The sequence below is a fragment of the Cupriavidus sp. CuC1 genome, from assembly GCF_044627735.1.
Lineage (GTDB): Bacteria > Pseudomonadota > Gammaproteobacteria > Burkholderiales > Burkholderiaceae > Cupriavidus > Cupriavidus ulmosensis.
On record NZ_JBIUHC010000235.1, the window covers coordinates 1 to 11,061 of the forward strand.

Annotated in this window: 13 protein-coding genes and 2 pseudogenes; 8 read left to right on the forward strand and 7 right to left on the reverse strand. The window is 60.6% G+C overall.

Translation table 11 applies throughout. The features are described 5' to 3' along the window. Nucleotides 1–211: 211 nt before the first annotated feature. The 3 genes from ACGLHR_RS48020 to ACGLHR_RS48030 all read left to right on the forward strand — a co-directional run bounded on the left by ACGLHR_RS48020 (nt 212) and on the right by ACGLHR_RS48030 (nt 2,762). Nucleotides 212–1,231, forward strand: a complete 1,020-nt coding sequence (locus ACGLHR_RS48020) for a zinc-dependent alcohol dehydrogenase family protein (protein WP_400102786.1) — start codon at nt 212–214, stop codon at nt 1,229–1,231. Nucleotides 1,232–1,280: 49 nt separating this feature from the next. Continuing rightward, on the forward strand, nt 1,281–1,871 hold the full coding sequence (locus ACGLHR_RS48025) for a TetR/AcrR family transcriptional regulator (protein WP_400102787.1): 591 nt from the start codon (nt 1,281–1,283) through the stop codon (nt 1,869–1,871). Between the two features lie 72 nt (nt 1,872–1,943). Continuing rightward, complete coding sequence (locus ACGLHR_RS48030; protein WP_400102788.1) at nt 1,944–2,762, forward strand: YciI family protein; 819 nt, start codon at nt 1,944–1,946, stop codon at nt 2,760–2,762. Between the two features lie 411 nt (nt 2,763–3,173). Here the strand turns inward: ACGLHR_RS48030 and ACGLHR_RS48035 are convergent, their stop codons facing one another. The 4 genes from ACGLHR_RS48035 to ACGLHR_RS48050 all read right to left on the reverse strand — a co-directional run bounded on the left by ACGLHR_RS48035 (nt 3,174) and on the right by ACGLHR_RS48050 (nt 4,807). Then, entirely contained in the window at nt 3,174–3,479 is a 306-nt protein-coding gene (locus ACGLHR_RS48035; RefSeq protein WP_400102789.1) for a hypothetical protein, read from the reverse strand. Nucleotides 3,480–3,585: 106 nt separating this feature from the next. Next, nucleotides 3,586–3,846 (reverse strand): hypothetical protein, encoded by a 261-nt coding sequence (locus ACGLHR_RS48040; protein ID WP_400102790.1) that lies wholly within the window; start codon nt 3,844–3,846, stop codon nt 3,586–3,588. A gap of 3 nt (nt 3,847–3,849) precedes the next feature. Next, nucleotides 3,850–4,113 (reverse strand): hypothetical protein, encoded by a 264-nt coding sequence (locus tag ACGLHR_RS48045; protein ID WP_400102791.1) that lies wholly within the window; start codon nt 4,111–4,113, stop codon nt 3,850–3,852. A 328-nt stretch (nt 4,114–4,441) separates the two neighbouring features. Then, nucleotides 4,442–4,807 (reverse strand): tyrosine-type recombinase/integrase, encoded by a 366-nt coding sequence (locus tag ACGLHR_RS48050; protein WP_400102796.1) that lies wholly within the window; start codon nt 4,805–4,807, stop codon nt 4,442–4,444. Here ACGLHR_RS48050 and ACGLHR_RS48055 point away from each other — a divergent pair. The 3 genes and pseudogenes from ACGLHR_RS48055 to ACGLHR_RS48065 all read left to right on the forward strand — a co-directional run. Further along, nucleotides 4,808–5,299, forward strand: a pseudogene (locus ACGLHR_RS48055) (DNA adenine methylase); the annotation flags it as partial. It abuts the gene before it with no gap. A gap of 332 nt (nt 5,300–5,631) precedes the next feature. Continuing rightward, a complete protein-coding gene (locus ACGLHR_RS48060; RefSeq protein ID WP_400102792.1) occupies nt 5,632–5,826 on the forward strand; it encodes a hypothetical protein in 195 nt (64 codons plus the stop codon). A 1,124-nt stretch (nt 5,827–6,950) separates the two neighbouring features. After that, nucleotides 6,951–7,262 (forward strand): annotated as a pseudogene (locus ACGLHR_RS48065) (Na/Pi cotransporter family protein); the annotation flags it as partial. A 43-nt stretch (nt 7,263–7,305) separates the two neighbouring features. Here the strand turns inward: ACGLHR_RS48065 and ACGLHR_RS48070 are convergent. Continuing rightward, nucleotides 7,306–7,671: a hypothetical protein gene (locus ACGLHR_RS48070; RefSeq protein WP_400102797.1), complete on the reverse strand. Its 366-nt coding sequence runs from the start codon at nt 7,669–7,671 to the stop codon at nt 7,306–7,308. A 132-nt stretch (nt 7,672–7,803) separates the two neighbouring features. Between ACGLHR_RS48070 and dusA the strand changes: the two genes are divergently transcribed. After that, nucleotides 7,804–8,811 carry a tRNA dihydrouridine(20/20a) synthase DusA gene (dusA, locus tag ACGLHR_RS48075; protein ID WP_400102793.1) on the forward strand — a complete coding sequence of 336 codons (1,008 nt, stop codon included), beginning with the start codon at nt 7,804–7,806 and terminating at the stop codon, nt 8,809–8,811. A 544-nt stretch (nt 8,812–9,355) separates the two neighbouring features. On the opposite strand, the gene ACGLHR_RS48080 is transcribed toward dusA, so the two are convergent. Both ACGLHR_RS48080 and ACGLHR_RS48085 read right to left on the reverse strand, forming a co-directional pair. Then, nucleotides 9,356–9,505, reverse strand: coding sequence for a hypothetical protein (locus tag ACGLHR_RS48080; RefSeq protein ID WP_267603533.1), 150 nt, complete (start codon nt 9,503–9,505; stop codon nt 9,356–9,358). A 171-nt stretch (nt 9,506–9,676) separates the two neighbouring features. Next, complete coding sequence (locus tag ACGLHR_RS48085; RefSeq protein ID WP_400102794.1) at nt 9,677–10,039, reverse strand: hypothetical protein; 363 nt, start codon at nt 10,037–10,039, stop codon at nt 9,677–9,679. A gap of 508 nt (nt 10,040–10,547) precedes the next feature. Between ACGLHR_RS48085 and ACGLHR_RS48090 the strand changes: the two genes are divergently transcribed. Then, nucleotides 10,548–10,694 carry a hypothetical protein gene (locus tag ACGLHR_RS48090; protein ID WP_400102795.1) on the forward strand — a complete coding sequence of 49 codons (147 nt, stop codon included), beginning with the start codon at nt 10,548–10,550 and terminating at the stop codon, nt 10,692–10,694. The last annotated feature ends 367 nt before the right edge of the window (nt 10,695–11,061 follow it).

Sequence of the window (11,061 nt, forward strand, 5' to 3'; positions counted from 1 at the left end):
ATCCTCCCAGTCTCGATCGCCCCCGGCAAAATCGGCCGTGGAGACGTGACGACTCCGGTTAAATGGATACCCCACACCGTGATTCTCGCAATCCAACTTGACAGTCGATAGTTCGACGTATAGCCTTGATTGCAGTCGCAATTAAGGTTGGAAGACCTTGCCATGTTTGACACAGTAGCTAACACCGCTACTCGAGCGAAGGAGAAAGCACATGAAGGCCCTGGTCATCGAACACAACGGCGAACCGTCGGCAGTAGTCTGCTTGCGTGATTTGCCCGAACCCATGCCTGGGCCAACGGAAGTCCGCGTGAGGATGCTCCTGGCGCCCGTGCACCCGTCCGACTTGCACATCATCCGTGGACGTTTCGCCCCTCAGCGTCAGCCAAAACTGCCCGCTTCGCCCGGGTCCGAGGGCGTCGGAATCATCGATGCCGTGGGCAGCGACGTGCCGCGCACGCGGGTCGGAGAGCGCGTCGTCTTGCTGGATGTGCCCGGGACCTGGCGAGAGCTAGTCATCAGTCCGGCCGACCGCGCGATAACTGTACCGGCGGCGGTCTCCGACGAGGACGCCGCACAGGCCCTGATCAACCCGATGACGGCATGGGCAATGACAATGGTGGAGCACCAGCTTGGACGCGGCGACTGGCTTGTCCAGAGCGCGGCCGGCTCGACGGTCGGTCGCTTCGTTCTGCAGATCGCGAAAGCGCAGGGATTCCGCACCATCAACTTGGTACGCCGTGAAGAGCAGGTCGCCGAAATCCGGGAACTCGGCGGTGACTTCGTGCTGTGCACCGCGGACGAAAGCTGGCCCGAGCAACTGAAGAAGGCCACCGGCGGCAATGGCATCGTGAGGGCGATCGACTGCGTTGCCGGCCGCACCGGCGCCACGCTTGCGCGTCAGTTGGCCCAGAACGGATGCCTGCTCGTCTATGGAGCCCTGTCGTCGCACCGCCAGTCCGACCCGGCAGCCTTCGAGATGCCGGTGTTCGCCCCGGCGCTGGTCTACTCAAGTGCCGAGGTGCGCGGCTGGTTCATCTACTCATGGCTCGCACGCCAGGGGGTAAGTGAAGGTAGCCGGATGTTGCGCAGTCTGCTCGATCTTATAGCCGAGGGCCGCATGAAGCCGCCGGCGGCGCGCCGCTACCACGTCGATGACGCACTCGAAGCCTTCACGGCCGCGGAGCGCGCCGGAGACAACGCCAAACCGCTGCTGGCATTCGCGCAGGGCTGAGCTTCGCCTGTGTCGCCGTTATGCGCAGTCCCCGTTTTTGGAGAAGACCATGGTGTATGTAAAACGCGAGCAATCCGATGAAAACCGCGAAGTGCTGCTGGCCACGGCCAGCCGGCTGTTTCGCGAACGAGGCATCGATGGCGTGGGCGTCGCGGAAATCGCGCGTGAAGCCGGGCTGACGCACGGGGCGCTGTACGCACATTTCCGCTCGAAGGACGATCTGGCGACGGAAGCCTTTACGCAGGCCCTGGCGCTGAGCCGCGAAGCATTCCGGGGCGAGGGAACGCGCCGCAAGCGCAGCGTGTCGGGGTATCTCGACTATCTGCTTTCGCCCCTCAACCGCGACGAACCGGGCATGAGTTGTCCAATGACGGCGTCGGCGAGCGAAATCGGGCGGCACGGAAAGGACATCAGCGCGCGGTTCGCCAAAGGGTTTCAGGAGAAGGCGAGCGCATTCGAGGCCGTAATGGACGAAACGATTCCCGAGGCTGAACGGCGCCGCCTGGGGCTGGCCATCGTCGCCGCGGAAATCGGAGCTATGGCCGCCGCCCGGGCCGTCGCCAAAAGCGACCCTTCGTTGTCCGATGAAATATTGAAGGCGGTGCATGCCATGCTGGTGAAAGCATCGAAGGGGCGGTAAAGCAGCAGCTTATCGTCTGCATTGACGAACACTAAGCAACCATTAACCGTACTCCAAACTCAAGGAAACATCGTGTTGCAAGATCTGTCGCGCCGCCACTTCCTCGTATCCGCCGCCGCAGGCGCCGCAAGCCTCGCGCTTGCCGACATGGCCTCGGCCACGGCAGCATCCCCGCTTCCCACGCTGTCTGAAGTCCTCGCAGGAGATTCAGGCTCAATGACAATCGTGAACTACGCGACGTATGTTACGGACCGGGGCAGGGTGGACGCGTCCCGAGCCGAACATCAGGTTTACGCGGATGCGCTTCGCGAGCACGACCGGCTAGTGATGGGCGGTCCCCTGCTCGGCGATGGCGGGCGGCCCCGCGGCGTCCTGCTCGTTTATGAGGTGGCGTCGAAACAGCAAGCCGAGACCTTAGCGCAAAGCGATCCGTTCGTTCAGCAAGGTGCGATTGCGAACTATCGTCTGGCCGAGTGGAACGTGCTCGACAGGAACATAGAGTTGCTCGCTGCCGCGCTCGTCCCGGAGGATCGGCGTGCTCAGCCCAAGGAGCCTCGTGCATCTGGCGCTACGCCAGTCGCATCGGACGCGCATGTCGCGCGGCTCTACGTCAGTTACGTGAAATACGTTTCCGACTCGGCGCGTGTCGAGCGGGTGAGAGCGGCCCACCAATCGTATGCACAGGCGATTAAGGCGAACGGCGGGCTGGTCATGGCGGGTCCTTTTGCAGACGACTCGGGCGCAATGTTCATTTATCGGGCGCGGTCGAAAGATGAAGCGATGGCGCTGGTACAAATGGACCCATATCACGCTGAGGGTGTGTTCGAAACGTATGCACTCTCGGAGTGGCGGCTGTTCGGTTTGAATGCGGGATTGATCCAGAGCCGTTGAAGCGCATGCTACCCGGCATCGCCTACGCACGCGGGCAGCTGAAGAAGCTGGGCTGACGCTTACTCTATGGCCGCAGTGCGCGATGGATCAAAAGTGAGGTACTGGATTATTAAGACACGGGTGCGCTCCCGAAATGGCGCACAGATGAAAGCGTAATTCGATTTGCTCGCCTTGGTCCAGTCCGAGGGGTTCACTCCAACTGCTGTGCCAAAATTCGATCATGACCGGAGCGCATTACACAGTCCAGACGGCGCTCAGATGTCGTACTTGGCCACGCCCGGCAGGATCCGGCTCTTCGGCACCATGCCAAACGTCCCCACCAGCGCCTGGCGCGCGCCGTCGCCATTGCCCACGATGATCGGCGCCGCATAGTCCGGCCAGGTCTCGGGAGGATAGTCGAGGGGCGGCGGTTTACGTCACCTTCGGCAGCACTTCCCTGGCGCGCGCGGCGGTGAGGCGATGTTTCTCTTGGGCCCGCTCCCAGATTGGCGAGCGCAGGATCACTTCCCGGCTGGGACTCTTGAGGTGCGTGATGAAGACTGGTTTCTCGTCGGTATCGCACCAAGGCGTGAAGCACGTCCACACGTAGGCGCCCTGGTCGGGCAGGTCATCGCGCAGCACGAAGCGGCGGAACCAGCCGGTCAGGAACGTGGCATGGGCACCGCTGTCGGCGGTTTGCACTGGCGCGCCGAAGGGGTCCAGGATGTAGAGCGCCATCCTGAGCGGATCGGCATAAAGGTCCGGCGGGCCACCGCGAACGGCGTGGCGCAGGGCACGGGCCCAATTCTCTGGGGTGTCGGGAGGGTACACAGCGGACGGCAGCTCAGAGCCGGGGGAAGCGGGCGCGCAGCGGCGGCTTGACGGCGGGCCGGCCGACTCGGTATCGCAGGTGCTGGCCGTCGGCCTCGAAGGACAGAAAGTCCGGCACCCAGTTCAGGCGCTGCAGGTGGCGCGCCTCGATGCCGTGCACCGTCACTAGGTTGTCGCGCACCTCGATGAGCTGGCAACTCAGTCGCAGCTCTTCCACATCGCCTGGCAGGAATTGCGCCTCGAGAATGATCGACGTTGCCATGATCACCAGCATCGGTCAGGCGCCGCCGGATCTGGACGGGCCGATCCGGATTCCGTCGCGAGCATGGAACTCGACGCGTGGCTTGTAGCCGTAGGCACGCAAGCGGGCCAGGTCTTCACGGGCGGACGCTGGCGGCCGGGCGCCGCAACCGAGCAGGGCGGATGTCACCTCATAGGTGCCGCAGGTGGGACAGGAATACTTGAATCCTCGGCCGCCGCGCTGACGCGTGCGTTCAGCAGCGGCATGGCAGATGGGGCAGTCGGCAGGTTCGGGCTTCATCGTGGGGCCTGTGATTACTGTATGGATATACAGTATAGGATTCGTCCTAAGGCTGGTGTGGGTAGTTGAGTTAACTGTATGGATATACAGTGCTTTGGGCGTGCGGAAAAAGAGGCAAGTGCCGCACCTCACGCTCAGCCAGGGAAGTAAATCGAGGAATCGTTGGGAGGGGCGGGAGAGGCGGGTATTCCCACCGTGGGAATATGGTGGGAACAAAGCTCCGCTTTGAGGCGCACAAACAAAAGCAGCGACTTGGCTAAGTAAGTCGATGTTTTGTAAAGCGAATTCTTGGGGTGGCCGATGGTACTCGAACCCATGACGACAGGAATCACAAACCTGGAATCTTGCAAGCTATAGGGACGCAGGCTCCCCCCAAGTCTTGGTCCAGAGGACTATTCTTGGGTGGCGCCGCCACATCCAACCACTTCCAACGTGCGAAGCGGTCACCCTCATGCCGCAAGTGCGTGTAGCGCTTCTGGCTCTGCCAGCTTCTGTGCCCCGTCACGGCTGCCACGCGCGGAATGCTCAGGCCCATCTCGAACAGCCGGCTGGCTCCCTCGTGCCGCATGTCGCGCAGGTGCAGGTCGTCAATTTCTAGAAACTTGGCAGCCCGGGTGAAAGCGGCGCTCACCGCGTCGCTGTTGGCCGGGAAAATTCTGGCCTCGCGTTTGGGCTGGGCCTTAATGATGCGCACATCCAACGCGCTGCCCGCTTCTACTACCTGCAGCAGGCCTGCTTCGGCGGAAAGGTGGCCGGGCAAACGTTTGGCACCGCAACCACTACGCCGCCAGGCTTGAATCTCCTGCGGCTCGAGGAGAGTCTGTAGGCCACCCATCCACGGCTCGCCAATGCCTATGTCGAGCACCTTGATTGGGCGGAATGCATCCGGCGTTACGACCGGCCACACACGCTGTCTTACCTGGATCCGCCCTATTGGGGAAACTGAGGGCTATGGCGTCGACTTCCCGCTCGAACAATATGAGCGCATGGCGGAGGTGATGCGCCAGCTCAAGGGCAAGGCGATTGTCAGCCTGAACGACCATCCCGAGACCGCCGTATCTTTGCGGGTTTTGGTATCGAGACGTCGGACATTCAGTACACCGTCGGCGGCGGCAAGGGCGTGGCTAGGAGCGAGGTCATCATCTACAGCTGGGATCGACGAGCTGAGCCAGTCGGGCTGATCTGACTATCAAGCACCGCGGTTGAATCCGCGGACATCTCATGAAGGAGCGGCGGCGATGCGCGCAACGTCACAACGCGGATGTAGCTCCTAACGGAGCACGAAAAAAATGTCCGCAGCCTATCTAAAACCGAGGAGTTTCCCTAGATAGCCAGAAGAGGGCTTGAAGATCCGGAATGGGACGTATTGAATGCATTGGTCCGGCGCAAACAGGTAGCGCCTGGCGGTCAAAGATCTCATAGGAGGTTGCAACCTACGCCGCCGAGCGATAGCGGCCTCGATGCAATGGTTGCAATCTACGCTTCCCAGCTGCCGTTCAAAAAATATAAGAGGCAAAGATGCTGAGCCCCCATGAAGTAGCGACCCTTCTGCTAGTCCAGGGCGCTCCGGATCACACTGAACTGGATCGCGCGGACTTGGAAGCGCTCCGCGAGCACCAACTTGTCAACCTGGAAGAGATCGCTTCAGGGCGCGGACCCGGCATCACGCCCAAGGGCGGTGCTGTCCTTGAGGCTATCACTCGCATACGCTGAGGGTCGAGACTGCAAAAGCATCACTTTATCGGGCCGGACGGGGGGGGCTCAGCCGCGCGACACCGGCTGCCATAGGGCAGTCCGACTCACGCGTGGGGAGTTCATAAAAAAGCACCCGCTGCCGGGAAGGTGCGGGCGCAGAAGGAAATGCGGGCCGAATCCGCGTCGGCCCGACGGCATTTTAGTGAATTTATGTCCGAGAGAACATAACTCTTCGGAGTGGTACTTTCCAGGTTTCCTGCCGGGCATTCTCGTAGAGCCAGGCGCCATCCTCGACGTCAAGGGCGTAGAGCAGGCCGCGCGGCGAGTTGGCCCCAGAGGCGCAGCCATGGCTGATGCATGGCATACGCTTTGCGTTGCAACGCGTTGAAGGCAGACCTATCCTCGAAAAGAGGTCTTTGTGCTTCGCAACCGTGCCGGAGGCCCCTTATGAAACCCTTGATCCACCACTTCCATACCAACCCGCCTCATCACGGTGCGTGGTACTACTTGGCGATTGCGGTCTGGTTGCTGGTGCCGGCATTAGCTTACCTAGTGTGGGAGGCAATCTAGGCAGGCCTGTGAGGTGGAGGAATGTTGCAAGTAGTAAGCCCCATATACAAAAAGATCCCTATTGGTCACACTTGCCGGGTTGGCTGGCAGTCCTAGTTTTAAGGGGGTAGCCGCATCACAGCGGAGCTACATCATGTTGCGGGTATCGGTGCTGTTTCTAATTCTTCTGGCCTTGCGAGTGTTCTACTTGCATCGGCACGTTGCGGCCATGGTATTGGTTCGACGCGACTCTTCCGGATGGCTCACTCACGAGCTGCGTCGGCGCGTTTTATTGGTGGCAGTTCCCGGACATATTTCCACGTACCCCGTTCCGAGAGAAGAGCGCGTCCGCGTCGTTCGGCTTGCAGGACTGGTTCTATGGCACAAGGAACTCAGCATTGCGCTGCCGAACGAGGCATGTTCGCATCTGGGCGATATCTCTCCGCAGGAGTTCGATACCCGCTTTCCAAGCTGGCTGCAATTGGGTCCTCCAGGGCGCGGAGCTTAGCGCGGGGCTGCCATGCGGCGGTCTGAGTAGCACTTGAGAATGCGATGGACACGATCTGGATCGCATGCTCATAGGCTTGGGCTTGATGTTGCTCGCGTTGCACCAGTTGATCGAGTTGATGACGGATTACGAGGATGCCCCCAATCTTCGCATGCTGCTGGGCGCCGCCTCCACTGTGCCGCTGGTCGATGTTCTGTTGGCGGCCGGCTTGACTTGGGCCGCAAATTCGAACGTCGCGATCGTCCTGCTCGTCACGGCGCTTTGCGCGCAGAACGTGGTTCCGCCCAACACGGCTTTTGCGCTGGTGTTGGGTGCGAACCTAGGCACCGCGATCAATCCCGTGCTGCACGCGACTGCACCGAACGATCTGGTATCGAAGCGATTGGCGGTTGGCAATCTGTTCACGGCGCACGCACAGTTTGGAGAAGGCCTATTGCCGGCTAGATCACGCCGCCAGCCCCCATCTTCTGCCGCTTCTTGGCGTAATCGAGGACCGCCGCCTCGCCCCATCTGGCGAGCGAGGTTTCGCCGAGGTGCCGCTTCAGCATGTCGAGGGAACCGGCCTTACTGCGACCGATAGGGCGCAGCTTTCCCACTTCTTCCTCGTACTTCGTAATTAGTGCCCCGATGGTAAACTCGGTCAATCTCCGATCGTCGGCGAACCCTCCCTTCCGCACGTCGATTTCTACCTGCTGAGCCCAGCGTTCTGCCTGCGCCTTCCTCTCGAAGGTTCGGGTGATCGGGGGGTGGCCCTTGCGTCTTACCTGGGCGCGCCACTTCTCTCCTACCTTGATGATGGAAGCCAATTTCTGTCCTGTGCTCGTAGCAATCTCGTAGAAATCGTAGCAGAAATGATGGTAAATGTGATGTGTAATTGGTAAGGATCGGTCCAGCCGATTCGAAGATAAATGACTGATTTACAAGGAAAAACGGCTGCCATGACGCCCCGCAGGGTGTCTGTTGCCCCGATGATGGATTGGACTGATCGTCATTGCCGCATGTTTCACCGGCAACTGAGCCGCCATACGTGGCTGTACACGGAGATGGTGACTACCGGCGCGCTGCTCCATGGCGATGTGGCTCGTCATCTCGACTTCGACGCGGCCGAGCAACCCGTGGCCCTGCAGCTCGGGGGCAGCGAGCCTGCCGACCTGGCAGCCGCGGCGAAGCTGGGCGAGCAATGGGGCTATGTGGAGGTCAATCTCAACTGCGGCTGCCCTTCCGAGCGGGTGCAGCGCGGCGCGTTCGGCGCTTGCCTGATGGCGGAGCCGGAGCTGGTGGCGGATTGCGTGAAGGCGATGCGCGACGCGGTATCGATCCCCGTGACCGTCAAGCATCGCATCGGCATCGACACGATCGAACACTACGACTTTGTTCGCGACTTCGTCGGCACCGTGGCCGATGCGGGGTGCGAAACCTTTATCGTGCATGCGCGCAATGCGATCCTGAAGGGTTTGAGCCCAAAGGAAAATCGCGAGATCCCGCCGCTGCGCTACGAAGTGGCTTACCAGCTCAAGCAGGAATTCCCGCATCTCGAGATCCTGATCAATGGCGGCATCGTCACGCACGATGAGATGGATGAGCACCTGGCGCATGTGGATGGCGTCATGATTGGACGCGAGGCCTATCACCAGCCCTACGTGCTGGCGGAAATGGATGGGCGCTTCTATGGTGCGCAGACCCCGGTGCCGTCACGGCTGGACGTTGAGCTGGCGATGCAGCGCTATATTGGGGATGTCGTCGAGACGGGCGGCTATATGGGCGCGGTGACGCGCCATATGCTGGGCCTGCATCGTGGCATCCACGGTGGCCGCGGCTGGCGGCGGGTTTTGTCGGATGCGCGCCGCATGCACGCGGTGCGTACGCGCGCAGCCGTCGATGCCATGTTTGAAGAGGCGCGGGCGCATCTGCTGCAGGGAGGCACGCCATCCCTCGAGGCGGCCTGAACAAGGTCCGCTAGGGTTGGCAGGTGGAGTCGGAGTTATCTGGAAGTACGCGCGCGGGGCCAGGAGGGAACCCCTGATCGAGAATAGATCGCATTTGCGCGCCTTGAGCATAATGGATATTGATTGCTTGCCGTGGCGCCGGCTGGAATATTTCCTCTAACTTCGAATACCCTTTTTATGCTCGGGAGCCACGGGGGGCTGTGATGCGCACTTGATCGTCGCGCCGGGCCGCTTTCCCGCCATGGCAAAGGGATTCCCCTAATTAGTCAGGGCGCCGCAAGTTCTTACACTGTGCTTGCCCTCGAATACAGGGTTTTCTTCAACTGATTGTTCAGCCCGCTTCGTGCGGGCTTTTTTTATCGTGGTGGCTGCGACTCCATGGAGTCGACTTCTGTTTACCCGGATAGTACGAACGGAAAATGCCAGATAGATTACCAGGGCCTTCAGGGCAATTGAGATCGCTAATTTAAGAACCCGCGCTGCGGGTTCTTTTTTTGCCTGTTGCCGCTCGCTATCGAGTGGCTGCCCTACTAGGTATTGCGCGCTATTTTTCGCCGGTGCGCGAGATGCCAACATCAACGGTGCCGTAGGCGGTGATACTTGACTCCCGGCCATCGGCGCCTTGGCTGGCGCATCCGCCAAGGAATGCCAGCAGCGCGCACCCCGCCAGCAGTCCCCACAACGTTTGCTTCATGGTTCTTTCCCGGTGTTGCCGCGGAAACGGCATTCCCTATTGGGTATCTAGCGCCGGGTTTGGTTCCTGCGCGGAGGCGACCGGCCCAAACCAGCGGCTAGCGCCTGTGGACAAATTGGGCGGGAAGAAGCTGAAGAGGCTGCGCTACCTTGCCGCCATCGAACGTCTAGCTCATCCGATGACAAAATGGTGCAGCAGCAGCGTCGCAATGGCCGGGCAGGCGAGGACTAGTCCGCCCAGTGCAGGGAATCGATGTGACCACATGCCGATCAAGGCGGGGATTGCGGCAATCGGGCCAAGGATATGCATCAGCAAGGAAAGCAGGGTATCGGTATGGCCGGCGTTCGCAGCCTGCGACGCTTCATTTCCGCCCTGGGGGCCAAAGAGCCCGTATGCACTCCCGAACAGGAGAGCGACCAGGCAAAGCGTGGCGGCTAGCTTGAGGGTGAGTTTGGCACTGAAGGACCGCATCGGTGTTCTTTCCACTTGGATTGTGAGCCCTATGGTGGGCCCCGGGTAGGACGCTTGGCGCATGCCAAGGATGCTTGTGAAAATAGCCCAAACTGCACCCAAACCAGCTGAGACTTTTCTAAGTCAGAATTAAGTCGAGTCGAGGCGGCTGGCAGAGCACATGGCGGCGTATGCAATTGTTTGCAGTTTTGCGGGGCCAGGGCCAGTCGGTCCTGCGCTGGATGTTTGGGGCCGAGCGTGGCAAGCTGGCCGTCGCCTAGAAGGCTGCGGAGGCAGCCAAAGGTCCGTGCGCGGGCAAGTCACACCTCGCGGCAAGTGACTCGTGGTGTGCGCTTTGTTCTCCCTTCGCGGTGATCTAGCATGGAACCGTCAGATCTTCCTGGCACGGGGTTGAGGAGATGGCGATGGGAAAGTGTGATCTGGATGAGGAGTGCTCCGCAGGGGGATGTGCGGCCAAGGGCTTAGCCATTGGCGTGCTTGTGCTGGGTGCCCTGCTGGCGTTCGGGTGCCTCTGCTGCTCGGGGCACAAGGCCCGCCGAAATCGTGAATAGATGGCGTGAAGCGAGCCCGCATGGGTCGTGCCACGGGCTTTCCTTCGATCCTCGGCGCGCTGCTGCGGGACAAGGATGCGGGCAAGTCAGCCCGGGTCATGGAGGCGATGCTCAAGATGCGTAAGCTCGACAGTGCTTTGCTAAAGCAGGCCTACGAGCAGGGATGATCTGTGAAAGTTGATCATGATCAACTTTATTCTTCTCGGAAAATGCATGCAAGAAAACGCTTGCCACGGCCGAGGGGCTCCCTTATTATTCGCCCCCTCGCAACACAAAAGACCGCTGCAAAGCAGACGGGACAAGGGTTGCGGGGTTGGCAGGGGATGGTTGGCGGAGCGGGTTCAGACGCCGACTGCGGCAAAGAAAGTTTGCGAAACCTGTTGACGAAACGATGATCACGCTTCATAATCTCGTTTCTCTGCTGCAGACAAAGCAGCGACGCGGCAAGCAAAGCGAACCGCGGCCAGTTCTTTAACAAACAAACAACCGATAAGTGTGGGCGCTTGATAGCGGATGCGGAAGACTTCGGTCTTT